Genomic DNA, 23,550 nt, shown 5'->3' with positions numbered 1-23,550 from the left:
CGCTGGAACCGTGCTCACCCCTCCCCCCTCGCGCGCGTTCGACGGCGTGCGCCTGCACGTCGTGACCGGCAAGGGCGGGGTCGGCAAGACGACCGTCGCGGCCGCCCTGGCCCTCGCCCTGACCCGCCGCGGCAAGCGGGTGCTGCTCGCCGAGGTCGAGGGCCGGCAGGGCATCAGCCAGACCTTCGACGTGCCGCCGCTCGGCAACGACGAGGTCCGGCTCGTGAGCCACGCCGAGGGGGGTGAGCTGTGGGGCTTGTCGGTCGACGCGAAGGCCGCGCTGCTCGAGTACCTCCAGACGTTCTACAAGCTCGGCCGGGCCGGGGGCGCCCTCGAGCGGATGGGCGTCATCGACTTCGCGACGACGATCGCCCCCGGCGTGCGCGACGTGCTGCTCATCGGCAAGGTCTACGAGGCCGTCGGCCGCACGACGGGTCACAAGCGGGGCCACGGCGCGAAGGTGTGGGACGCCGTCGTCCTCGACGCCCCGCCCACCGGGCGGATCACCCGGTTCCTCAACGTCAACGCGCAGGTCGCCGACCTCGCCCGGGTCGGGCCGATCCACTCCCAGGCGGACTCGATCACCCGCATGCTGCGCAACCGGCAGAGCGTCGTGCACGTCGTCACGCTGCTCGAGGAGATGCCGGTGCAGGAGAGCGTCGACGCCGTGGCCGAGCTCTCCGAGGCGGGGTTCGGCGTGGGCGCGATCATCGTCAACCAGGTCCGCGAGCCGCTCGTCGACGAGGCGCTGCTCGAGACCGCCGCACGCGACCCCGAGGGGGTCGGAGGGCGCGTGCGCTCCGACCTCGCCGCGGTCGGGGTGAAGGCGACGGCGCGCACCGTCGCCGGCCTGCTCTCCCAGGCGCACGACCACGCCGAGCGGGTGGCCCTGGAGCGAGGGCTCACCGACGAGGTCGCCGCGCAGGGGCTGCCGACGCTCACCCTGCCGTCCCTCACGTCGGGGGTCGAGGACGGCGGGGTCGCCGAGCTCGCCGACGTCCTCCTCGGGCAGGGGGTGCGCTGATGGCCGGCGCACCCCAGCGGGTCGACATCGACGCCCTCCTCGCCGACTCCGACACCGACATCATCGTGTGCTGCGGCTCGGGCGGCGTCGGCAAGACGACGACGGCCGCGGCCCTCGGGCTGCGCGCGGCCGAGGCCGGGCGACGGGTCGTCGTCCTCACGATCGACCCCGCCCGCAGGCTCGCCCAGTCGCTCGGCCTCACCGAGCTCGACAACACCCCTCGGCCGGTCGCGGGCGTCGGCGAGGCGTCCGGCGGCAGCCTCGACGCGATGATGCTCGACATGAAGCGCACCTTCGACGAGGTCGTCGAGGCGCACTCCACCCCGGACAAGGCCGCGCAGATCCTCGCCAACCCCTTCTACCAGGCCGTCTCCAGCTCGTTCGCGGGCACCCAGGAGTACATGGCGATGGAGAAGCTCGGCCAGCTGCACGCCCAGGCCGGGCGCGAGGGCACCTGGGACCTCGTCGTCGTCGACACGCCCCCGTCGCGCTCGGCGCTCGACTTCCTCGACGCCCCGAAGCGGCTCGGCTCCTTCCTCGACGGCCGGTTCATCCGGCTGCTCACCGCGCCCGCCCGCGCGGGGGGCCGGGCCTACCTCAAGGTCTTCAGCGTCACCGCGACCATCGCCGCCGCGACGGTGTCCAAGGTGCTCGGGGGCGCCTTCCTCGCCGACGTGCAGACCTTCGTCGCCGCCCTCGACACGATGTTCGGCGGCTTCCGCGAGCGCGCGGACGTGACCTACGCCCTCCTCAAGGAGCCCGCCACGGCGTTCGTCGTCGTCGCGGCGCCCGAGCGCGACGCCCTGCGCGAGGCGGCCTACTTCGTCGACCGGCTCGAGAGCGAGGGGATGCCGCTCGCGGGCGTCGTCGTCAACCGCATGCAGGCGCTGGCCGCCACGGGCCTGAGCGGTGGCCGGGCCACCGCGGCCGCGGAGCAGCTCGAGGACCGGCTGGCGAACGGGCGCAGCGGGGGCGGGCCGGATGCCGGGGCCTCAGGTTCCGCCGAGGCGGTCGCGCCGGATGCCGGGCCTGCCGGTTCGGCTGCCGGCTCGCCGCCCGCCTCGGGGGCGGCCACCGACGGCGACCTCGCGGGCCTGACCCCGGCGCTGCTGCGCCTGCACGCCGACCTGTCCGCGGTGGCCGCGCGGCACGAGGGCCACGTCAAGCGGTTCGTGGCCGGGCACCCCGGGGTACCGGTGTCGACGGTGCCGGCGAGCGCGACCGACATCCACGACCTCGACGGGCTGCGCACCGTCGGCGAGGCGCTCGCGGCCGGCTGACGGCGGGGTCCGGGCCGCCCGTCGACGCGGAGCCCGCGTGGCCAGGCGGCGGTGGTCTGGCGGTGGCGCCGGTGGTCCGCAGTCGGCCGCAGGGTGGTCAGGCGGTAGGGCCGGTCAGGCGATGGCCCCCTGGGCCACGTCGAGCTTGGCCTGGGAGAGCAGCTCGGTCCACGACCGCACGTCGGGCCGACGGCGCAGGAGCGCCCGGCGCTCGCGCTCGGTCATGCCGCCCCACACCCCGAACTCGGTGCGGTTGTCGAGGGCGTCCGCGAGGCATTCGGCGACGACGGGGCAGCCCTTGCACACGAGCTTGGCCACCCGCTGGGCCTTGCCCTGGACGAAGAGGGCGTCGGGATCGGTGCCTGCACAGCGTCCGTGCCCTGCCCAGTCGGACACCCACTGGGAGTCCGCGGCTGCGACCTCGGGAGCGATGCTCATGTCCACCTCTGTTCCGACGGGACCGTCTGCTCAGCGCCGCCCGGGATACGAGCGGCGACCTGCCCAAACGCTATTGACTGCGGGGGTTCGCCGGCATCGTCCGAACCGCTCGACGCACTGGCCGAACGGTTGAGTCCCGCATCACCCGGTCGTCGGGGGGCCGCGGACCGCGGTAGGGTCCCGGACCCGGCTCCGCGGTGACGCACGGGTGCCGGCGACGCGCGGTGCCGGCGACGCGCGGTGCCGGCGACTGTCCACCCCCAGCCCGGCATCCGGGGTGCGGTGCGTGCTCGGGTTACTCTGGGTGGTATGGACGGTCGCGCCCACAATGTCTCCGCCGTGCTCCGGCTCCTGCTCGGCTTCGTCGTGCTGAGCACGGTGGCCGGGCTGCTCATGGCCGGGCTCGCGATCCCGGCGGTCGGGGCGACCGGCCAGGTGGCCAAGGGCGGGGTCGACTTCTTCAACGACCTGCCGAGCGAGTTCACGGTCTCGCCGCTCGCCCAGCAGTCCCGCATCCTCGACGCCGACGGCAAGCTCATCGCCAACCCGTACGACGAGAACCGCATCATCGTGCCGCTGGCGAAGATCTCGAAGCACATGCAGAACGCGCAGATCGCCATCGAGGACGCCCGCTTCTACGAGCACGGCGGCCTCGACGTGCGCGGCTTCAGCCGGGCGATGATCTCCAACCTCCAGGGCGGCGACACCCAGGGCGCGTCCACGCTGACCCAGCAGTTCGTCAAGATCTCGCTCCAGGAGAGCGCGCTGCGGCGCGGCGACAAGGACGCCGCCCGCGCCGCGGTCCAGAAGTCGTACTCCCGCAAGCTCCAGGAGCTCAAGTACGCGCTCAACGTCGAGGAGAACTTCACCAAGGACCAGATCCTCGAGGGCTACCTCAACCTCGTCTACTACGGCGACCAGGCGTACGGGGTCGAGGCCGCGGCGCTCAACTACTTCGGGAAGAGCTCGGCCAAGCTGAGCCTCGGGCAGGCCGCGCTGCTCGCCGGCATCGTCCAGCAGCCGACCGCGTACAACCCCGTCATCAACCCCAAGGCGGCCCAGGCCCGTCGCGACCTCGTCCTCGACCGGATGCAGTCGCTCGGCATGGCCTCGGCGAAGGACGTGGCGGCGGCGAAGAAGGTCGACGTCGGCAAGAGCGTCAACAAGAAGCCGGCGAAGGGCGTCTGCCACCGCTCGCCACAGCCCTACTTCTGCGCGTACGTCATGGAGTGGCTGCAGAAGTCACCCCAGATGGCCGTGCTCGGCAAGACCCCGGCCGAGCGCCTCAAGAACATCAACCAGGGCGGCCTGACGATCCGCACGACCCTCAAGCCGTCGATGCAGAAGGTGGCCCAGAAGGAGCTGCTCAAGGCCGTCAAGATCGGCAACAAGCAGAACCTCGCCGGCGCGGTGTCGATCATCGAGCCCGGGAGCGGCAAGGTGCTCGCCATGGCGCAGGCCACCGACTTCGCCAAGTACCAGACCAACCTCAACGTCGACCAGGTGTACGGCGGCGGCCCGAACGGGTACCAGATCGGGTCGACGGCCAAGACCTTCGCGCTCGTCGAGGCGCTCGAGCGCGGTATGCCGCTCAACTCGACGATCACCATCCCGGCGGTCAGCCCGAGCCGCCCGGCCGTCTTCCAGGCCCGCCAGATGACGGACGAGTGCGGCACGGTCGAGCCGTGGGAGGTCCGCAACGACTTCGCGACCTCCGGCGGCCCGATGTCGCTGCGCGAGGGCGTCACCAAGTCGGTCAACCCGTTCTTCGCCGCCCTCAACGTGCGCCTCGGCGCCTGCTCGGTGCGCGACACGATGATGAAGATGGGCCTGCACCGGGCCGACGGCGAGCCGATCTCGAACACGATCGCCGGCATCGCCCTCGGTGCGGGTGAGTCGACGCCGATGAGTGTCGCGAGCGCGTACGCGACACTCGCCGCGAACGGCAAGTACTGCGAGCCCAACCCGGTCACGTCGATCACGACCCCCGACCGCAAGGCGCTCGAGCTGCCCGGCCCGCAGTGCAAGCAGGCCATCTCCGCCGACGTCGCCGCGGGCGTCAACGACCTCCTCCAGAGTGTCGTCACGGACGGCACCGTGTCGCCGCTGTGGGACAGCGACGCCCGTCCAGCCGCCGGCAAGACGGGGACGACCGAGAAGCAGAACCAGATCTGGTTCTCGGGGTTCACCCCGCAGCTCGCGACGGTCGTGTGGGTCGGCAACCTCAAGCCGGCGAGCAAGAAGGGCAACCTCTACAGCCTGTCCGGCAAGTGCTTCGGCGACTACGGGTGCGTCAACCGCGTCTACGGCAGCACGGTCGCCGCGCCGGTGTGGGCGAAGATCATGCGTGCGGTCCACAAGGGGATGCCGGTCAAGCAGTTCAAGAAGCCGTCGTCGGAGGTCCGCAACGGCACGTACGAGAGCCTGCCGAACGTCATCGGACGCAGCGTCGACAGCGCCAAGGAGCGGCTCGAAGACGCGGGCTTCAGCGGCTACGTCGCCGGCCAGGTCAACAGCAGCCTCCCGGCCGGCACGGTCGCCTACACCGACCCCGCCGGCTCGGCGCTGCCCGGGTCGCGGGTGGGGCTCTTCGTCTCCTCGGGTCAGCCCGCGTACGTCGCGCCCGCCCCGGCCACCGTCCCCCAGCCGGCCCCGCCACCGCAGGCGGAGACCGTCAACCCGCCGGGCAAGCGGCCCAAACCGAAGCCGAACAGGGACTGACGCCGGGCTGCGGGTGCCGGGTCAGCGCCCGGACAGCACCTGCTTGACGACGGCGGCCACCCGGCCGCCGTCGGCGCGTCCGGCCACCTCCGCCTGGGCAGCCTTCATGACCAGGCCCATCTGCGGCATCCCCGTCGCGCCGGTCGACGCGACCGCGCGCTCGACGACGTCGAGCAGCTCGTCGTCCGCGAGCTGCGCCGGAAGGTAGCCCTCGAGCACGACGAGCTCGGCCTCCTCGGTGGCGGCGAGCTCGGGTCGCCCGGCCTGTGCGTACGCCGTCGCGGACTCCTTGCGCTTCTTGGCCTCCCTGGCCACGACCTTGAGGACCTCGTCGTCGGTCAGCTCACGGGCCTCGTCGCCCGCGACCTCGGCGTTCGTGATGGCCGTGAGGGTCATCCGCAGCGTGCCCGAACGCACCTTGTCGCGAGCGCGCATCGCGTCGTGCAGGTCGTGCTGGAGCCGCGCCTTGAGCGTCGTGTCGGTCATGGCACCCAGTCTCCCACCCGGGCGGGTCGGTCCGGATTCGGCCGGGGAGGGTGCGCTTTGCGAGGATGGACCGATGGACGACCTCGCCCGCACCGCCCTGCGCACCGTCGGCGGCATCGTCGGCGCCGGGGTGGCGGGCGTCGCGTACGCCGCCCTCGTGGAACGCACCTGGTTCACCCTGCGCCGCTTCGCCGTGCCCGCCCTGCCGCCGGGCTCGGCCCCGGTGCGCGTCCTGCAGGTCTCGGACCTCCACCTCACGCCCGGGCAGGCGAAGAAGATCGCGTGGGTGCGCTCGCTGGCCGAGCTCGAGCCGGACTTCGTCGTGAACTCCGGCGACAACCTCGCGCACCTCGACGCGGTGGCGCCCCTGCTGCGCGCCATGGAGCCCCTGCTCGAACGGCCCGGCGCGTTCGTCCTGGGGTCGAACGACTACTTCGGCCCGGTCCCGAAGAACCCGGCCCGCTACCTCACCCGCCGCCACGCCGAGGTCCGCTCGGAGCGGTCCGCCCTGCCGGTCGGGGAGCTCGTCGACGGGCTGCGCACCGGTGGGTGGGCGGACCTCAACAACGCTCGTGCGGTCGTGCGGATGGGCGACCACGACGTCGAGCTCGTCGGGGTGGACGATCCGCACGTCGGTTACGACCGCTACGACCGGGTCGCCGGCCCGGCGGCCGACGACGTCACCCTGACGATGGGCCTCGTGCATGCCCCGTACCAGCGGGTGCTCGACGCGATGGTCGGCGACGGCGCCTCGGTCGTGCTCGCCGGGCACACCCACGGCGGCCAGCTCGCTGTGCCGCTCTGGGGCGCGCTCGTCACGAACTGCGACCTCGACACCCGCCGCGCCAAGGGGGTGTCCCGCTGGTGGCCGGGTGCCGGCTACACCGGGCGCGGCGGTGGTGCGGCCCCCTCGTCGGCGGCGCCGGAGCACGCCGCGTGGCTGCACGTCTCGGCCGGTCTCGGCACGTCGCCGTGGGCACCGGTGCGCTTCGCGTGCCGCCCCGAGGCCACCCTGCTCACCCTCGTGGCGCGCGACGCCTGAGGCCTGGCAGCACCCGGGCACGGGTGGCAGCGGTCGCGCGCGGGCGTCGGGCCGGACCGATTTCGGCGGGCTGGGTGGGGTCGGCTATCCTCGGGTGTCGCCGCGCCCTCGGGTCGGCGGCACAGCCACGGGGTGTGGCGCAGCTTGGTAGCGCGCGTCGTTCGGGACGACGAGGCCGCAGGTTCAAATCCTGTCACCCCGACTGTGGAAATGGGCCCCTGATCTGCAGAGATGCAGGCCAGGGGCCCTGTTCGTGTCTCCTAGGCTGCCGGAGGCGTTCAGACGGCACCGAGATGCCTCCGGGCCCTCGCCGAGAACGGCCGTGCATCGGCGAGTGCGGGGAGCCGGCGCCATACCCTCCTTCCGCGGGTCCACCCGACGATGACTCAGCGAGTCGCCACACTGGCGCAATCTTTGTCGTACGGTCATACTTGCATCACTGGGTCGACGCATCCTCGACGAATGGCAGCGCAACGTCACCCTGGCCGGGCCGCCCCGGTGAGCAGGCGGCCCGACGGCCGCCCCACGTCACGGCCGGCCGACGTCCGACGCAGATTCGTCCACACCACGGGAGCACACCATCATGAGCAGCGACGAACCATCGAATGACGCCGTCGTCACGGCCTACAGGGACGCCCCTGCACGCACAGTCACCGCCGGCGGGGTCACCTACGCCTACCGCGAGCTCGGCCCCAGGGGCGGGATCCCCGTCGTCCTCTTCGTCCACCTGGCGGCGACCCTGGACAACTGGGACCCCCGCATCGTCGACCCGATCGCTGCCACGCGCCACGTCATCGCGTTCGACAACCGCGGCGTGGGGGCCTCGAGCGGCTCGGTCCCCGACACCATCGAGGCGATGGCCGACGACGCTCTGGCCTTCATCGCAGCCCTGGGCCATGAGCGGATCGACGTCTTCTCGTTCTCGATGGGCGGCATGATCGCCCAGGCGCTCATCGTCAAGAACCCCACCCTCGTGCGCCGGCTCGTCCTCACCGGCACCGGCCCCAAGGGCGGCAAGGACATGGACAAGGTCGCCCGAGCCACCTACTACGACATCGCCCGGGCCGCGCTCACCCGCTCTGACCCCAAGGAGTTCCTCTTCTTCAACCGCGATGCCGCCGGCAAGGCTGCCGGCAAGGCCTTCGTCACCCGCCTACAGGAGCGCACCACCGACCGGGACGCTCCGATGAGGACCAAGGGCTTCCAGACCCAGCTCAAGGCCATCAAGGCGTGGGGGCGCGGGGCGCCGGACGACCTATCGGTCATCACCCAGCCGACCCTCGTCGCCAACGGTGACCATGACCGGATGGTGCCCTCGGTCCTGTCGCAGGACCTGCACCGCAGGATCGCCGGCTCCGAGCTGATCATCTACCCCAACTCCGGCCACGGCGCGATCTTCCAGTTCCACGAGGAGTTCGCCCCGGTCGCCACTGCCTTCCTCAACGCGTCGGGGACCACGTCGTGACCACGCCCACCGCAGGGGCTGCCCGCCTGACGCACGAGAAGCACTTCACCTCCTCGATCCTGCTGTGGGTCCGCACCGACCAGCCGCGCCAGACCGGCATGGACTACTGGAAGGGCCCGCACTCCGGCATCATCTCGGCCACACCGGGGCTCCTGGAGTACCGCCAGATCCACCTGGCCGCCGACAACCCCGGCCGGTGGCCCGACGTCCCCGGGGTCGAGACCGCCATCCCGGTCGACCGCAGGATCGACGGGGTCGCCGAGGTGACCTTCCGCTCGGCCGTGTCGCCGCTGTTCGGCCGCACGCAGAACAAGCTCGCCTTCAAGGACGAGGTCAACGTGTTCCGACGCACGCTGCTGTACGCCGGCCCTCCGAGGTCGTCGCGGTGGTACGACGTCGGGGGCACGGGCGGCGAGGCCATCTCGACCGGTGCGCGTACGATGCTCTACCTGCGCCGGAAGGGCGGCGTCAGCGGTAGCCGCTTCCGCAGCGTCGTCAAGAGCGACCTCGTCCCGGCACTCGCCCGGTCCGCTGAGCTGACTGAGCTGCGCACCCAGACGTTCCTGCCCTGGGTCGAGAAGCTGTGGGACACCCCGGACGTGGCGCATGACAACCCCACCGACCAGCATCTGCATGCCTCGGTCAGCCTCGGGTTCGCCGACGCTGCGGCCCGCTCGGCGTTCTTCGCCGGCGAGGGGGTCTCCAGCCTGTCGGCGTCACTGGCGGAGGCGACCGCGGCGGTGCATGCCTACGACGTCGAGGCGGCGCTGACCTTCGTCAAGGACGGCGTCGTCCTCCCCAGCTACACCGAGTAGGAGAGCGCCAGCGCGGTCCGGGCGCCGGCCGTCCGCGCGCCGGACGAGTGGCTGGCAGAAGATGACACGCGGCGGAGAAGCTCCTCGTGCCCTACCGCGTGCGGGTCGGGGCCAGCGCGTACGAGGTCATGGCGGGGTCCCGGTTGGTGGGGCTCATTGGGTGACCACGACCTTGCCATGGGCCTTGCCGCCTTCGACGTACGCCATCGCCTCGAGGGTCTGGTCGAAGTCGAAGGTCCGGTCCAGCACGGGCCCCAGGGTGCCGTCGTCGTAGAGGGCGGCCAGGGTCTTCAGCTGGGCGCCGTCGGCGTGCATGAAGAAGAACGTGTAGCGCACTCCGAGCTTCCTGGCCTGCTTGCGGACCTTGCGGCTGAGTGCTGCCATGACCGGTGCCAGCACCGGGTGACCGAGCTGCCTGGCAAAGGCCGGGTCGGGTGGGCCGACGACGCTGATGGCCAGCCCGCCGGGACTGAGCACTGTCAGGGACTTCTCCAGGGTGGGGCCGCCCAGGGAGTCCAAGACCACGTCGTAGCCGCTGAGCACGTCGGCGAAGTCCTGCCGGGTGTAGTCGATGACCTCGTCGGCGCCGAGCTCGCGGACCTTGTCCTGGTCGTTGGTGTGGGCGGTGGTGGCGACGTGGGCGCCGAGGTGCTTGGCCACCTGGACGACCGTGGACCCCAGCCCGCCGGCGCCCGCGTGGACGAGGACCTTCTGCCCGGGCTCGACGTGGGCGACGTCGACCAGGGCCTGCCACGCGGCCAGCGCCACGAGCGGTACGGCTCCGGCTTCGGCGAACGACAGCGACCGCGGCTTGAGGGCGACGTCGTCGTGGTCGATGGCGATGAGCTCGGCGAAGGTCCCGATCCGCAGGTCGCGCGGGCGCGCGTACACCTCGTCGCCCACCGTGAAACCGCGCACGTCGGCGCCCACCCGGGTGACCACCCCCGCGACGTCGTGGCCCAGGACGAACGGCGGCTTGTACTTCAGCAGCTGCTTGAACTCGCCGTTGCGGACCATCTTGTCCAGCGGGTTGATGCCGGCCGCCCGGACCTCGACCAGCACGTCGCGTGGGCCCACGGCGGGCACCGGCACATCGCTGAGGTGGAGCGCGTCGGGGCCGTAGCGGGCGACGGTGAAGGCCTTCATAGGGACTCCTGGGTGGGCGTGGACAAGGGGGAAGGGGAGGCGCCAGCCAGGCTCATGGCGTTCCGGTAGGCCGACGACAGGACCTGGTCCGACAGGTCCGGGTCGGTGACGGCGCGCGCGAGCTGGAGCGAGGAGACCAGGAGCGTGAAGAGCCCGATCGCGCGGTCGCGCGCGCCGTCCGAGCCAGCGGCGTCAAGGTGTCGCTCGATCGCGGCGATCAGGGCACGGGCACCGTCGGTGTAGGCCTCCCGCGTGGGAAGGTCCTGACGGCTGATCTCGTCGAGCAGGGCTGCCGAGGGGCAGCCGTTCGCGGGGTCGTCGCGGTGCCCGGGTGAGAGGTAGTCGCGCACGAAGGCCTCCACCGACGCCAGCCCGAGCGGTAGTGCCTCGACCGCCGCGACCTGGGCGGCGAGCTGCTCGGAGACGACGGTGGCGATCAGCGCGCTCTTCGACGGGAAGTGCCCGTAGAAGGCGCCGTTGGTCAGTCCCGCGTCAGCCACCAGTGCGGAGATACCCGCACCGTCGAACCCGTCGCGCTTGAACCGGCGGCCGGAGGTCTCGACCATCCGGCGCCGCGTGGCGTCCTTGTGCTCGGGTGCGTACCTGGCCATCAACCCACTCCTTTTCGTCGGCGGTGCTTGCGCAATCGTAACATTACGATCATACTCGTACGATCGTAATGTAATCGCCTTGACCCAGGAGACCTGATGCCCTCACTCCCCGACCCGCTCGAGCTTCCCTGCGGGGTGCGCCTGCCCAACCGGATCGCCAAGGCGGCCCTGAGCGAGGCACTGGGGGACGCCGACAACTCGCCCGACGAGCGGATCGTCACGCTGTACCGCCGGTGGGCCCGAGGTGGTTACGGGCTGCTCGTCACGGGAAACATCATGGTCGACCGTGCTCATCTCGGGGAGCCGGGAAACATCGTCATCGAGGACGACCGCGCACTGACCCAGCTGACCGCCTGGACGAAGGCCGTCCACGATGGCGGTGCGGCGATCTTCGCCCAGCTCAACCACCCGGGCCGGCAGTCGAACCTGATGGAGGTCGGGCGCAGGCCGGTCGCTCCCAGTGCCGTGCCGCTGGCCCTGCCGGGGGCCCCGACCCCACGCGCGCTCACTGCCGCCGAGATCGAGGAGATCATCGACAGGTTCGGCACCGCCGCCGCGGTGTGCGAGGAGGCCGGGTTCGACGGCGTGGAGCTCCACGCGGCGCACGGCTACCTCGTCGCCCAGTTCCTCTCGCCCCTGACGAACCTGCGCACCGACGAATGGGGCAGCACCCCGGAGCGCCGGATGCGGTTCCTCCTCGAGGTCGTCCGGCGGGTACGGCGACGGGTGAGTCCGGGCTTCGCCGTGGCCGTGAAGCTGAACTCGGCCGACTTCCAGCGCGGTGGCTTCTCCGAGGACGAGTCCCGGGCCGTGGTTGCGGCGCTGGCCGGTGAGGCCGTGGACCTGATCGAGGTCTCCGGGGGCAACTACGAGTCACCGGCGATGGGCGGCTCCGCAGCGTCCACCACCAGGGCACGGGAGGCCTACTTCGTGGACTACGCACACTCGGTGCGGCAGGAGGCGGGCGATGTGCCGATCGCCGTGACCGGCGGCTTCCGCTCCCGCACCGCGATGGATGAGGCCCTGGGCGCCGGCGACTGCGACCTGATCGGCATCGCCCGACCGACCGTCACCGCCACCGACGCCGCCGCCACCCTCCTCGACGGGACCACGGCGACGCTGACGACCCACGACATCCGGGCCGGAATGCGCCCACTCCTGGGCCGAGTCACCGATCTGAAGGCGCTCGACGGGTTCCTGAACATCAGCTGGAACGTCGACCAGATGCACCGGCTGGCCCGGGGGCTCGAACCGGACCTGGGCCGCGGCTCCCTGGTGACCACCCTGGCGATGCTCCGCCGCAACGGCCGGCTCTCGCTGAGCCCGAAGCGAGGGCTGTGATGGCGCCCACCTGCTACGACCTGCTCGACAAGGTCGTGCTGATCACCGGGGGCAACGGCGGCATCGGGGCCGCCACCGGGGCCGAGCTGCTGCGCCGCGGCGCTCGGGTCGTCGTCGCCGACATCGACCCGGGCACCCCGCAACGCTCCGCAGCCCTGCACGCCGACCGGGCCCTCGGGTGCGTCGCCGACGTGAAGGACAGGGCCTCGCTCGACCGGGTCGTCGCGCAGGCCCTCGAGCGCTTCGGGCGCGTGGACGTCGTGATGGCCAACGCCGGCCTGCTCGCCAAGGCGGCGACCCTGCGCACCACACCGGCCGCCGATGTCGAGAGGACCCTGGCCGTCAACGTCCTGGGTGTCGTCAACACGGTTGCCGCAGCCGTGGACGAGGTCATCGAGAGCCGGGGCCAGATCGTCCTGATCAGCTCGGTGTTCGCGTTCGTCAACGGGATGGGAACCATCCCGTACGCCATGAGCAAGGCCGCTGTCGAGCAGTTGGGTCGCGGTCTGCGGGTCGAGCTCGCCGACCGTGACGTGTCGGTGCTGACCGCCTACTTCTCCCTGGTCGACACACCGATGATCAGGCGCGGGGTCGACGCCGACCAGGTGGTGCTCGAGCTGCTCGCCACCCTGCCCAAGCCCATGCTCAAGCGCGTCACCCCGGCCTCGGCAGCCACCGCGATCGTCGACGGCCTCGAACGGCGCACCGCTCGCGTCATCCACCCCCGCGTGTGGCGACCGGTGTCGACGTTGCGCGGCCTCCTCGGCCCGAGGCTGGACGCCCGGTTCGCCGCCGACCGTCGCGTCCTCGACGTCCTCGCACGCCTGGATGCCCGCCCGATCCCCAGCACCACCACCGTCGCAGAGAGGAGCTGACATGAACACCTGGCGAGACACGCCCACCAAGAACATCACCATCGACGGCACCCCGTTCGCCTACCGCGAGCTGGGGCAGGCCACGGGGGTACCAGTGGTCTTCCTGCACCACTTCACCGCCGTCCTGGACGACTGGGACCCACGCATCATCGACGGCATCGCGCAACGGCACCACGTGATCGCGGTCGACAACCGGGGCGTCGGCTCGACCGGTTCCCGCGTCCCCGACGACCTCGAGGAGATGGGCGCCGACGCGATCACCTTCATCCGTGCCCTGGGGCACGACCAGGTGGACCTGTTCGGGTTCTCGCTCGGTGGAGCAGTCGCCCAGATGGTCGCACTCCAAGCGCCCGACCTCGTCCGCCGGATGGTGCTCGCCGGTACCGGCCCACGCGGAGGCGGCGGCATCTGGAAGATGCCGTTCATCGTCGGCGGTGCGTACGCCAAGGCCTTCGCGACCCGCAAGGACCCCCGGCATTTCCTCTTCTTCCCCCGCAACGCCGAAGGGCGGACGGCAGCCGGGGAGTACTTCGCCCGCCTTGCCGAACGCACCCATGACCTCGACCGCCCCATCTCGCGACAAGCGGGCCTGGCCCAGCTGCGTGCCATCACCTCCGGTGGGCTCCACGCCCCCGACGACCTGTCGACCATCAAGGCTCCCGTCCTGGTCGCCAACGGCGACCGCGACCTGATGGTCGCCAGCGCGCACTCGGCCGACATGGCCCGTCGCCTCCCCGACGCCCGGCTGGTCGTCTACCCGAACTCAGGCCACGGCGGCGTCTTCCAGCACCACGAGGAGTTCGTCCCCGAGGTCCTGGCCTTCCTGGCGGGCTGAGCGTGCCGGCCCGGTGCGCGGGTCCGGGCGACCCCTAAGGTGGGCCGCACCGGTCCGAGCCACGAGCAAAGGGGTCACGCCATGGGCTTCCTCAGCGACCTGGGTCGCGCCGTGCGCCGGGGCGTGACGCGGGCGTCGGGAACCGTCACCACCGTGACCGCCGCCCTCAACGGCCGGCGCACCCTGAGCAGGGTCGACCCGCCTCCGGGCCAGCCCACCTCGATCGGGCAGGTCCTCGAGGAGATGAGGCTCCTCGGCTCCACGATGCCCGCCGATGACGGGGTCGCGGCCTTCCACCGCATGTACCTGCACGTCACCGAGCTCGTCGGCGCAGCCGCGGCAGCACGTTCCTTCGAGGACACCGCGTTCATGGAGCGCCTCGACTGCGTCTTCGCCGGCCTCTACCTGGACGCCTGCCGCGCGAGCGACGAGAGCCGCAGCCGCGCCTGGCAGCCCTTGTTCGCCCTGAGGTCACAGCCGCACACGGCTGGCCTGCAGTTCGCACTCGCCGGGATGAACGCGCACATCAACTTCGACCTCGGCCTGGCGCTCGTGCGCACCTGCCGACAGCTCGGTCGCACGCCGGACTCGCCCGGAGTGCGCGCCGACTTCCTCGCCGTCAACGCGATCCTCGCCGGTGCCGTGCAGGAGGTGCGCGAGTCCTACCTCGCCGGGATCGCCCTCGAGGTCGACCGGGCGGCCTCACCGGTGCTCAACGTCGTCGGCGGCTGGAGCATCGAAGGGGCCCGCGACGCCGCCTGGCTCAGCGCCACGGTCCAGTGGGCCCTCCAGGGCCGCGACGACGCGTATGCCGCGTACCTGGACTCACGCGCCTCGATGGTCGGCCTGGTCACCCGACAGCTGCTCACGCCGGTGACTGCGGTGGACGTCTAGGAGGACGTCACCTCTCCCCCGCCGAGGCGTGGGTCGGACCCCCGGCGTGTCCCCGAAGGCACGGCAGGGCGGCTCGGACCCGAGGTCCGAGCCGCCGCCGGTGCTGTGGAGAGTGGACCTGTCGTCAGCAGAACGTCCTGGCCGTGTCGTTCTTGGCCTGGCCACCGCCGGCGGCCTTGACGAGCTGCCCGACGTTGTCGATCCCCTCGACGCCGCCGCTGTTGACGAGCTTGTGCACCTGACCGAAGCACGCGGCCTCGGCGGGCGCAGCACTGGCGGTGGCGGAGAAGCCGACCATGGCGAGAGCGGCGATGGAACCGGCGGCGAAGATGCGCTTCATGGGACATCCCTTCTGTTGGTGGGTGCTCGTTCACCCGCTGCCCCCTCTTCCTCGGGTCCGGCAGGTTCGGATGCAGGAGGACGGAAATTCCTTGCGAACGGCAGGATGGGAGCGAGGTGCGGAGCAGGCGTCGCGGAGAGGAGGTGCGTCCCGATGGTGCCGACACTGGAGCTCGCCTTCCCGTTCCGGGGCCGCTGGCTCACCCTCAACAGCCCCGCGAACCGGGTGCCCAGCCACGGCACGACCCTCTTCGCGAGCTCCTTCGCCATCGACTTCGTCCCCGTCGACGAGGCAGGCCGCTCGGCACCGGTCACTCTCGGCGCGCTGCTGCGCCCCGAACCACCCGAGCACTTCCCCGGGTTCGGACGCCCCGTCCTGGCCCCGGTGGACGGCGTGGTCGTCGCCACCGCAGGGGACCAACCGGACCACCGGGCGTTCCGGGGGTTGCCCTCGGTCGGGTACGCCCTGACCCAGCGCCGCCGTGCCGCGGCCGGGTGGGTCGGGCTGGCCGGCAACCACGTCCTGATCGACACCGGTGAGGGTCCGGTGGTCGCCGTGTGCCACCTGCAGCGCGGCACCGTCGAGGTGCAGCCGGGCGAGAGGGTCCGCCGGGGACAGCCGCTCGGGCGGTGCGGCAACTCGGGCAACAGCACCGAGCCGCACGTCCACCTCCAGGCCGTCGACCGGGTCGACCTGCTGCACGCCTGCGCCGTCCCCGTCACCTTCGGTGGCCGCCTCCCGCGCAACGGCGAGGTCATCGACGTGCCGTAGGCGCAGCGCCGCCTCCGGCGGGTCCCGCCCGAGTTGCGGCGCGGCGGGGTGAGCCTACGGTGGGGTGATGGACATCTACGGGATCTCGGTTCGCCAGCCCGCCGCCGGTGACATCGTCGGCGACACCCTGCCGATCGCCGCCCTGGGCACCGCCTTCGAGGCGACGTACGTGTGGCGGCTGGTCCGCGGCGGGCACGTCCTCGCAGACGGCTTCTTCACCGCCGGGTCGATGGGGACGATGCAGGCCTTCGTCACCGAGGCCCCGGTGGCCGGCGGCGTCGACCCCGGGCCGGCCGTCTTCGAGCTCGCGGGCGACTCGGGCGCCGACGAGGGAGAGGGCCACGGCCCGGAACCCACCCGGGTCGACGTCATCGTCATCCCCGGCGCGACCGGGTACATCCCCTACCAGGTCAAGCGCGGTGACACCCTCAGCGCGATCATCCGGGAGGTGGGCGGTGGCTCGGCGGTCGCGACGGTGCGCAACGCGGCGCTGGCCAGCGGGCTGAGGGACCCGAACAGGATCCGGCCGGGCCAGATCCTCCGCATCCCCGTCTGACCCTCCGCTGCGCGGTCCGCCGCGATGCTCCGACGCCGCGACGGGCCGCCCCCGTGCGGGCGCGGGTGGCATCCCGCCGAGGCCAGCCCGCCACGTGGCACGATCGTCGGATGGGTCTCGAGGACGTCGCCGACGAGCTGTACGGGCTCGCTCCGGAGGCGTTCACGGCTGCCCGCAACACCCGGGCCAAGGAGGCGAGGGCCGCGGGGGACGCCGAGCTCGCCGACGCGGTCCAGTCGCTGCGCAAGCCGACCACCGGGGCGTGGCTCCTCAACGAGCTGGTCCGCCGGCACGCCGACGAGCTCGAAGGGGTCCTCGAGCTCGGCACGCGCCTGCGGGCGGCCCAGGGAACCCTCGGCGCGGCCGAGCTGCGGGACCTGGACCGGCAGCGCCGGGCGCTCACCCGGACCGTGGCGGAGCAGGCCGTGGCGCTCGGTCGGCAGGGCGGCCGGAGGGTGAGCGCGCAGGTCGCGGCCGACGTCGAGGAGACCCTGCGGTCCGCGATGGTCGACGCCGCAGCGGGCGCGGCCCTGGCCACCGGTCGGCTCGTCGACACCTTCAGCGCGAGCGGGATCGAGCCGGTCGACCTGGCGCGGGTCGTCGCCCTGCCCCCCGCATCGCCCGAGCCACCGTCCGGCCCCCCGAGCCGAAGGTCGGTCGACGACGGCACGCCGGACCCCGCGCACGATCGTCGCCTGGCCGCCGCGCGTCAGGCGCTCGAGGATGCCGAGTCGGCCCTGCGCGCGGCACGCGAGGTGGCGCAGTCAGCCGTGGAACAGGTCGCGCAGGCCGGCCGCCTGCGGGAAGGCCTGGAGTCCGAGCGCGACGAGGTCCTGCGCACCCTGCGAGACCTCGAGGGCCGGATCGCGGCCGCCGTCGCCACGGAGGAGGCCGCTGCCCGGGGCGGCGAGCAGGCTGCCCACGACGAGGCTGCAGCGGCCGAGACCGTCGAGCGGCTGCGCGAGGCGGTGACCCACGCAGATGCCGGTCGCCGCGCCCGACGCTGACGTCCCCGACCGCGCCCGGCTGCGCGAGGCGGTGACCCGCGCGGATGCCGGTCGCCGCGCCCGACGCTGACGTCCCCGACCGTGCGTGCCACCCAGGGACCAGGGAGTAGCGGGCCGGTCGTGGGGAGCGCCACCGAGACCACCACCTCGACCCGGCCGTACGTCGTCATCCACGTCGCTGTGTCCCTCGACGGGTCGACCTCGGGCTTCCAGGCCGACGTCGCGCGCTTCTACGAGCTGGCCGCGACGTGGCACGAGGACGTCACCCTGGCCGGGGCCGACACGATCCTGGCGCAGGAGCAAGTGCTCCTGGCGGCGGACCGGCCCGGCCCGGCATCCGGCGGATGCACGCTCGCGGTGGTCGACGGCCGGGGCCGGGTCAGCGCGTGGCAGGCCCTGCTCGACGCCGGTTGCTGGTCACGCGTCGTCGCCGTGCACAGCGCCTCCACGCCGCCGCGCTCCCACGGCTTCCCAGAGGTCGTCAAGGGCAGCGACCGGGTCGACCTCGCGGCCATGCTGCTCGAGCTCGGCGAGCACCACGGCGCCGGTGTCGTGCGGGTCGACAGCGGCGGCGCGCTCAACGGCGCACTGCTCGAGGCGGGCCTCGTCGACGAGGTCAGCCTCCTCGTGCACCCCGCCATCGCGCCCGCCACCGGCCGGCGCCCCTGGTTCGGGGGCGCCCCCGCGACCCCCAGGGCCCTCACCCTCGTAGCCGCCGAGGCCCTCGAGGGCGGCCTCGTCTGGGTGCGCCATCGCACGGCAAGCCCCGGCTGACCGTCGGGCCCCACGCGCGGATGCCGTGCCGCGCCCTCGGGTGAACCGCCGGACAGGCAGTGCACCCGAGCACCCCCCGGACGAGCCGGGCGGACGCACGACCCGCGCCGCGGCACTGACGCACTGCCTGTCCGGGGGCGCACCCGTCATCCCTCAGCCGCCGACGTACTCGGCGAGGTGCTTCCCCGTGAGCGTCGAGCGGTCGGCGACGAGCTGCGCCGGGGTGCCCTCGAAGACGACGCGTCCCCCGTCGTGCCCGGCCCCGGGGCCCAGGTCGACGATCCAGTCGGCGTGGGCCATGACGGCCTGGTGGTGCTCGATGACGATGACCGACCGACCGGCGTCGACGAGCCGGTCGAGCAGCGCGAGCAGGTTCGCGACGTCGGCGAGGTGCAGCCCGGTCGTGGGCTCGTCGAGGACGTAGACGTCGCCCTTGTCGGCCATCTGGGACGCGAGCTTGAGCCGCTGTCGCTCACCGCCGGACAGCGTCGTGAGCGGCTGCCCGAGGCTGACGTAGCCGAGGCCGACGTCGGTGAGCCGGTCGAGCACCTTGTGGGCGGCCGGCGTGTACTGCTCGCCCGTCCGCTCTCCGAAGAACGCCTCGGCCTCCACCACCGACATCGCGAGCACGTCGGCGATGTTCCTGCCCCCGAGCGTGAACTCGAGCACGGCGGCCTGGAACCGCCTGCCCTCGCACTCCTCGCACGGCGACTCGAACGTGGCCATGATGCCGAGGTCGGTGAAGATGACGCCGGCACCGTTGCACGTGGGGCAGGCCCCCTCGGAGTTCGAGCTGAACAGCGCGGGCTTGACACCGTTGGCCTTCGCGAACGCCTTGCGGATCGGCTCGAGGAGCCCGGTGTAGGTCGCCGGGTTGCTGCGCCGCGAGCCCTTGATCGCACCCTGGTCGATGACCACCACGCCCTCACGCTTCGCGACCGAGCCGTGGATGAGCGAGGACTTCCCCGAGCCCGCCACCCCCGTGACGACGCAGAGCACCCCGAGCGGGATGTCGACGTCGACCTGCTTGAGGTTGTGCGTCGAGGCGTTGCGTACCTCGAGGACTCCGGATGCCGGGCGCACGGCCTCCTTGATGACCGCCCGGTCGTCGAGGTGGTGGCCGGTGGTCGTGTCGCTCGAGCGCAGCCCCTCGACGGTGCCCTCGAAGCACACCGTGCCACCGGCGGACCCGGCGCCCGGACCGAGGTCGACGACGTGGTCGGCGATGGCGATCGCCTCCGGCTTGTGCTCGACGACGAGCACCGTGTTGCCCTTGTCCCGCAGCTGGAGCAGCAGCTGGTTCATCCGGGCGATGTCGTGGGGGTGGAGGCCGATCGTCGGCTCGTCGAAGACGTAGGTGACGTCGGTGAGGGAGGACCCCAGGTGGCGGATCATCTTCGTGCGCTGGGCCTCGCCCCCTGACAGGGTGCCGGCCGGACGGTCGAGCGAGAGGTAGCCCAGCCCGATCTCGTCGAAGGAGTCGAGCAGGTGGCGCAGGCCCGTGAGCAGCGGTGCGACGGAGGGCTCGTCGAGCTCGCGGACCCACCCCGCGAGGTCGCTGATCTGCATCGAGCACAGCTCGGCGATGTTCTTGCCGTGCACCTTCGACGCCAGCACCTCGGGGGTGAGGCGGGTGCCGCCGCAGTCGGGGCAGGTCTGGAAGGTGACGGCCCGCTCGACGAAGCGCCGGACGTGCGGCTGCATGGCGTCGGGGTCCTTGGACAGCATCGACTTCTGGATCTTCGGGATGATGCCCTCGAAGGTGAGGTTGATGCCCTCGACCTTGATCTTGGTCGGTGGGGCATAGAGCATCGTGTCGAGCTGCCTGGCGGTGAACGACGCGATCGGCTTGTCCATGGGCAGGCCCATCCCCTCGAACAGCCGGCCGTACCACCCGTCCATCGAGTAGCCCGGGACCGTGAGTGCGCCCTCCCTCAGCGACAGGGAGTCGTCGTAGAGCGCGGTGCGGTCGATGTCGCTCACCTGCCCCATGCCCTCGCAGCGCGGGCACATCCCGCCGAGGTACACGACGTCCTTGACGATGGCCTTCTCGACGCGACCGCCCTTGTCGGTCGACATGACGCCGCTCGCCTTGCGGGTGGGGACGTTGAAGGAGAAGGCCGTCGGCGGGCCGAGGTGCGGGTGCCCGAGCCGGCTGAACAGGATGCGGAGCATCGCGTTCGCGTCGGTGGCGGTTCCGACCGTGGACCGCGGGTTGGCCCCCATCCGTTCCTGGTCGACGATGATCGCGGTCGTCAGCCCGTCGAGGTGGTCGACGTCGGGGCGCGAGAGCGTCGGCATGAAGCCCTGCACGAAGGCGCTGTAGGTCTCGTTGATGAGCCGCTGCGACTCCGCGGCGATCGTCGCGAAGACGAGCGAGCTCTTCCCCGACCCCGAGACCCCCGTGAACACGGTGAGCCGGCGCTTCGGCAGGTCGACGCTGACGTCCTTGAGGTTGTTCTCGCGGGCACCGTGCACCCGGATGAGGTCGTGGCTGTCGGCGGCGTGCGCTCCCCCGGCCCGTGTCGTCGTGCCCATGGATGCCGTCCCTCCGTCCGCGGGCGGGGCCGCCCTCGCGGCCACGTCGCCCGGCCGGGTCGCAGCCCGCCCGACCGGATCAGACTAGCGACGACGGGCGGCGGCTCCCCCTCCCCCGCCACCGCCGAAGAAGGCACTGACACCGATCATGAAGCCGAAGTCGTACCAGTTGCCGCTGTTCTGGACCTCGTAGATCGACACGTCGTCGGTGAACAGGGACACGATGAAGGTCACCGGGGAGATGAACCCGTGCCACAGCCCGAGCCAGAACCCCGCAGGGTCGGGTCCGGTGTCCAGGGCGGGGTTGGGCCCGGCCGCGCAGGCGCTCAGGGCGAGCACCGCCACGACGACGGCGAGCACGGGGACGACGCGGTTGGTCCTCGGTGGTCGATCGGTCGACATCCTCATCTCCTGCCCTCCGCGAGCGAGCCGGCGGGCGCGGCCCACGCCGGCCCCGCGGCATCCCCCAGACTCCCACCCCGACCGCCCGCCGCGACAGGCCTGAGGGCGAGGCCACACCGCCCGGTCAGAGCCCCTCGACGCCCTTGCCGACGAGCAGGGCGCCGATGACGAGGACGACGACCGCCCAGATGGTCGCCCGCGTCGACGAGCATCCCGGTTCAGGAGGCCCGCAGCGGGGCGCCGGCGCGCCGGACGACCCGCCGGGCCAGCGCGTCGATCGAGTCGACGATGCTCGGGTCGTCGACGCCGAGTTCCTCGTGGAGCACCGAGAGCTCGGTGCATCCGAGGACGACCGCCTCGGCGCCTCGTCCCCTGAGGTGCTCGACGGCGGCGTCGAACCGGCTGCGGGGCACCGGCATCCCCGCCTTGACGCCCTCGTAGATGATCGACATGACCTCGCGCTGCGCCTCCTCGTCCGGCACGACGAGCTCGAGGCCGGCGGCTCCGGCCGCGGCCGCATACGTGCCGGCGAGCAGCGTGCCGTCGGTGGCGAGCACCCCGAGCCGGCGCAGCCCGGGGACCGCCGCGCGCGCGGCATCCACCGACTCGGCGACGGTGTCGAGCACCTCGATCGAGACCGCGGCGCGCATCTCCTCGATCCACACGACGGCGGTGTTGCACGGGATGGCGACGAAGCGGGCCCCGGCCCGCTCGAGCGCCACGGCATCGGCCACGAGCACTGGTCCCGGGCTCTCTCCGCGACCGAGGAGGAAGGCCGTGCGGTCGGGGATGCTGCCGTGCTGCCAGACGATGAGGTCGACGTGGTCCTGGTCGCGGTGGGCGTCGGTGAGCTGCACGACGCGCGCGAGGAAGTGCACCGTGGCGGCGGGGCCGAGGCCACCGATGACCCCGACCGGCTCGTCGCGCTTCTGCGCCGTCATCCGGCGGCCGTCATCGGGCGACGAAGTGCGTGCGGAACTTGCGCACCTGGTTGACGTGGTAGGCGATGTTGTAGGCGCGCCGCTTGAGGGTGAGGTCGGGGGCGTACCAGTTGGGGTCGCTCGACCGGCCGGCCCGCATGAGGGCGAGGGCCTTGTCGCGCAGGGCGTGGTCCCGGACGTAGCGCTTGATGACGTACTTCGGCACGAAGGTGAACAGGTGCTCACCGCGAGCGATCTCGACCCCGTCGAGCTCCTCGTGGCGCACCCAGTCGCGCACATACCACTCCGACACGTTGTTGCCGCCGGCCGTCACGTAGAAGTTCGACCGGCCGAGGCGCACGTTGATCTCGAAGAACTTCAGCGTGCCGTCACGCCGGTCGTACTTGAGGTCGAAGTTGGAGAACCCGACGTAGCCGACGTGCTCGAGGAAGCGCGTCGCCTGCTCGACGACCGCGTCGATCTCGGTGTTGATGATGACGCACGGGTTGCCGATCGCCATCGGGTGGTGCTCCTCGAGCAGCACGTGGCCGACGGCGCCGAAGCGCACCGTGCCGTGCTGGTCGGAGTAGCACGTGAGCACCCGCATGTTCGTGTCGTCGCCCGGGACGAACTCCTGGAGGAGGAAGTTGCCGTCGTAGTTCGAGGCCCGAACGGCCGCCAGCGCGGTGTCGAGCTCGGCGCGGGTCTCGTGGATGAAGACCTTCTTCTTGCCCGGGTACCTCGCGTAGTGGTGCAGTGCGCTGTCGGCCGGCTTCATGACGACGGGGAACTCGAAGGGCAGGTCGTGCTCCTCACCGAGGTCCTGGGACATGTCGACGACGACGGTGCGCGGGTAGGGCACCCCCACCTCGTCGAGCAGCCCGTAGAAGACGTCCTTGCGCACGATCCGGTCGAGCAGGTCGAGGTCGATGTAGGGGATGGTGAACCACTGGGACAGGTGGTCCTTGTGCTCGATGATCATCCGCACGTACCAGTCGCCGGCCGCGACGAGCAGCAGCGGCACGCCGGGCCGGGCGTGCTCACGGCCCACCTTCTCGAGCGCGCCGACGAACACGTCGGCGTCCTCGAGGCCGGGGACGTAGACGCGGTCGCACAGGGTGCTCAGCCCGATCGGGCCACCGTCGGTCATGTTGACGACGAGCGGGCGCACGCCGTAGGCGGCGTGGAAGGTGCGCACGAGGCTGTACGCCGTGATGTCGCCGCCGAGGATGACGGGTCGGAAGTCGGTGGCCGGGGCGTCGGGCACGC

Annotated in this window: 23 protein-coding genes and 1 tRNA gene; 15 read left to right on the top strand and 9 right to left on the bottom strand. The window is 72.0% G+C overall.

Annotated features, from left to right (window positions below; genetic code table 11):
• Window positions 1–10 precede the first annotated feature (10 nt).
• On the top strand, window positions 11–1,024 hold the full coding sequence (gene bagA, locus ABD899_RS04235; RefSeq protein ID WP_345202648.1) for an ATPase BagA: 1,014 nt from the start codon (window positions 11–13) through the stop codon (window positions 1,022–1,024).
• Window positions 1,024–2,304: an ArsA family ATPase gene (gene bagB / locus ABD899_RS04230; protein WP_345202647.1), complete on the top strand. Its 1,281-nt coding sequence runs from the start codon at window positions 1,024–1,026 to the stop codon at window positions 2,302–2,304. Before bagA ends, bagB begins: the two co-directional genes overlap by 1 nt.
• A 114-nt stretch (window positions 2,305–2,418) precedes the next feature.
• On the opposite strand, the gene ABD899_RS04225 is transcribed toward bagB, so the two are convergent.
• Window positions 2,419–2,742, bottom strand: a complete 324-nt coding sequence (locus tag ABD899_RS04225; protein WP_345202646.1) for a WhiB family transcriptional regulator — start codon at window positions 2,740–2,742, stop codon at window positions 2,419–2,421.
• Window positions 2,743–3,051: 309 nt separating this feature from the next.
• Between ABD899_RS04225 and ABD899_RS04220 the strand changes: the two genes are divergently transcribed.
• Window positions 3,052–5,463, top strand: a complete 2,412-nt coding sequence (locus tag ABD899_RS04220) for a penicillin-binding protein (RefSeq protein ID WP_345202645.1) — start codon at window positions 3,052–3,054, stop codon at window positions 5,461–5,463.
• A 21-nt stretch (window positions 5,464–5,484) separates the two neighbouring features.
• On the opposite strand, the gene ABD899_RS04215 is transcribed toward ABD899_RS04220, so the two are convergent.
• The gene (locus ABD899_RS04215; protein WP_345202644.1) at window positions 5,485–5,949 is read right to left on the bottom strand and encodes a GatB/YqeY domain-containing protein; all 465 of its coding nucleotides are present in this window, start codon (window positions 5,947–5,949) and stop codon (window positions 5,485–5,487) included.
• 73 nt (window positions 5,950–6,022) lie between these two features.
• On the opposite strand from ABD899_RS04215, the gene ABD899_RS04210 reads away from it, so the two are divergent.
• From ABD899_RS04210 to ABD899_RS04195, 4 genes are all read left to right on the top strand, one after another.
• The gene (locus ABD899_RS04210) at window positions 6,023–6,991 is read left to right on the top strand and encodes a metallophosphoesterase (RefSeq protein ID WP_345202643.1); all 969 of its coding nucleotides are present in this window, start codon (window positions 6,023–6,025) and stop codon (window positions 6,989–6,991) included.
• A gap of 128 nt (window positions 6,992–7,119) precedes the next feature.
• Window positions 7,120–7,193, top strand: a tRNA-Pro gene (locus tag ABD899_RS04205).
• Window positions 7,194–7,574: 381 nt separating this feature from the next.
• Window positions 7,575–8,456: an alpha/beta fold hydrolase gene (locus ABD899_RS04200; RefSeq protein WP_345202641.1), complete on the top strand. Its 882-nt coding sequence runs from the start codon at window positions 7,575–7,577 to the stop codon at window positions 8,454–8,456.
• Complete coding sequence (locus tag ABD899_RS04195; protein WP_345202639.1) at window positions 8,453–9,271, top strand: strictosidine synthase; 819 nt, start codon at window positions 8,453–8,455, stop codon at window positions 9,269–9,271. Before ABD899_RS04200 ends, ABD899_RS04195 begins: the two co-directional genes overlap by 4 nt.
• A 153-nt stretch (window positions 9,272–9,424) precedes the next feature.
• Here the strand turns inward: ABD899_RS04195 and ABD899_RS04190 are convergent, their stop codons facing one another.
• Both ABD899_RS04190 and ABD899_RS04185 read right to left on the bottom strand, forming a co-directional pair.
• The gene (locus ABD899_RS04190) at window positions 9,425–10,417 is read right to left on the bottom strand and encodes an NADP-dependent oxidoreductase (RefSeq protein ID WP_345202637.1); all 993 of its coding nucleotides are present in this window, start codon (window positions 10,415–10,417) and stop codon (window positions 9,425–9,427) included.
• Window positions 10,414–11,028 (bottom strand): TetR/AcrR family transcriptional regulator, encoded by a 615-nt coding sequence (locus tag ABD899_RS04185; RefSeq protein WP_345202635.1) that lies wholly within the window; start codon window positions 11,026–11,028, stop codon window positions 10,414–10,416. The genes ABD899_RS04190 and ABD899_RS04185 overlap by 4 nt, the downstream gene beginning before the upstream one ends.
• 96 nt (window positions 11,029–11,124) lie before the next feature.
• Between ABD899_RS04185 and ABD899_RS04180 the strand changes: the two genes are divergently transcribed.
• The 4 genes from ABD899_RS04180 to ABD899_RS04165 all read left to right on the top strand — a co-directional run bounded on the left by ABD899_RS04180 (window position 11,125) and on the right by ABD899_RS04165 (window position 14,973).
• The gene (locus tag ABD899_RS04180; RefSeq protein ID WP_345202632.1) at window positions 11,125–12,369 is read left to right on the top strand and encodes an NADH:flavin oxidoreductase/NADH oxidase family protein; all 1,245 of its coding nucleotides are present in this window, start codon (window positions 11,125–11,127) and stop codon (window positions 12,367–12,369) included.
• Window positions 12,369–13,244 carry an SDR family NAD(P)-dependent oxidoreductase gene (locus ABD899_RS04175; protein WP_345202629.1) on the top strand — a complete coding sequence of 292 codons (876 nt, stop codon included), beginning with the start codon at window positions 12,369–12,371 and terminating at the stop codon, window positions 13,242–13,244. Before ABD899_RS04180 ends, ABD899_RS04175 begins: the two co-directional genes overlap by 1 nt.
• 1 nt (window position 13,245) lies before the next feature.
• Window positions 13,246–14,079, top strand: coding sequence for an alpha/beta fold hydrolase (locus ABD899_RS04170; protein ID WP_345202627.1), 834 nt, complete (start codon window positions 13,246–13,248; stop codon window positions 14,077–14,079).
• 81 nt (window positions 14,080–14,160) lie between these two features.
• Window positions 14,161–14,973: a DUF5995 family protein gene (locus ABD899_RS04165; protein ID WP_345202625.1), complete on the top strand. Its 813-nt coding sequence runs from the start codon at window positions 14,161–14,163 to the stop codon at window positions 14,971–14,973.
• 124 nt (window positions 14,974–15,097) lie between these two features.
• On the opposite strand, the gene ABD899_RS04160 is transcribed toward ABD899_RS04165, so the two are convergent.
• Window positions 15,098–15,313 (bottom strand): hypothetical protein, encoded by a 216-nt coding sequence (locus ABD899_RS04160; protein ID WP_345202623.1) that lies wholly within the window; start codon window positions 15,311–15,313, stop codon window positions 15,098–15,100.
• Window positions 15,314–15,466: 153 nt separating this feature from the next.
• Here ABD899_RS04160 and ABD899_RS04155 point away from each other — a divergent pair, with 153 nt between their 5' ends.
• From ABD899_RS04155 to ABD899_RS04140, 4 genes are all read left to right on the top strand, one after another.
• Window positions 15,467–16,084: a M23 family metallopeptidase gene (locus ABD899_RS04155; protein ID WP_345202621.1), complete on the top strand. Its 618-nt coding sequence runs from the start codon at window positions 15,467–15,469 to the stop codon at window positions 16,082–16,084.
• A 67-nt stretch (window positions 16,085–16,151) separates the two neighbouring features.
• Complete coding sequence (locus tag ABD899_RS04150) at window positions 16,152–16,640, top strand: Gmad2 immunoglobulin-like domain-containing protein (protein WP_345202619.1); 489 nt, start codon at window positions 16,152–16,154, stop codon at window positions 16,638–16,640.
• A gap of 110 nt (window positions 16,641–16,750) precedes the next feature.
• On the top strand, window positions 16,751–17,647 hold the full coding sequence (locus ABD899_RS04145; RefSeq protein WP_345202617.1) for a hypothetical protein: 897 nt from the start codon (window positions 16,751–16,753) through the stop codon (window positions 17,645–17,647).
• A gap of 120 nt (window positions 17,648–17,767) precedes the next feature.
• Window positions 17,768–18,421 (top strand): dihydrofolate reductase family protein, encoded by a 654-nt coding sequence (locus ABD899_RS04140; RefSeq protein ID WP_345202615.1) that lies wholly within the window; start codon window positions 17,768–17,770, stop codon window positions 18,419–18,421.
• 153 nt (window positions 18,422–18,574) lie between these two features.
• On the opposite strand, the gene ABD899_RS04135 is transcribed toward ABD899_RS04140, so the two are convergent.
• From ABD899_RS04135 to ABD899_RS04120, 4 genes are all read right to left on the bottom strand, one after another.
• The gene (locus tag ABD899_RS04135) at window positions 18,575–20,959 is read right to left on the bottom strand and encodes an ATP-binding cassette domain-containing protein (RefSeq protein WP_345202613.1); all 2,385 of its coding nucleotides are present in this window, start codon (window positions 20,957–20,959) and stop codon (window positions 18,575–18,577) included.
• Between the two features lie 84 nt (window positions 20,960–21,043).
• A complete protein-coding gene (locus ABD899_RS04130; RefSeq protein ID WP_345202610.1) occupies window positions 21,044–21,361 on the bottom strand; it encodes a hypothetical protein in 318 nt (105 codons plus the stop codon).
• Window positions 21,362–21,579: 218 nt separating this feature from the next.
• Window positions 21,580–22,302: a cysteate racemase gene (cuyB, locus tag ABD899_RS04125; protein WP_345202608.1), complete on the bottom strand. Its 723-nt coding sequence runs from the start codon at window positions 22,300–22,302 to the stop codon at window positions 21,580–21,582.
• A gap of 10 nt (window positions 22,303–22,312) precedes the next feature.
• Window positions 22,313–23,548 carry a carboxylate--amine ligase gene (locus tag ABD899_RS04120; RefSeq protein ID WP_345202605.1) on the bottom strand — a complete coding sequence of 412 codons (1,236 nt, stop codon included), beginning with the start codon at window positions 23,546–23,548 and terminating at the stop codon, window positions 22,313–22,315.
• Between the last annotated feature and the right edge of the window lie 2 nt (window positions 23,549–23,550).

It is taken from the genome of Fodinibacter luteus, assembly GCF_039541575.1.
GTDB classification, from domain to species: Bacteria; Actinomycetota; Actinomycetes; order Actinomycetales; family Dermatophilaceae; genus Fodinibacter; species Fodinibacter luteus.
The sequence above is the reverse complement of the archived record's forward strand: the minus strand, read 5'-3'. Positions and strand labels throughout refer to the sequence as shown.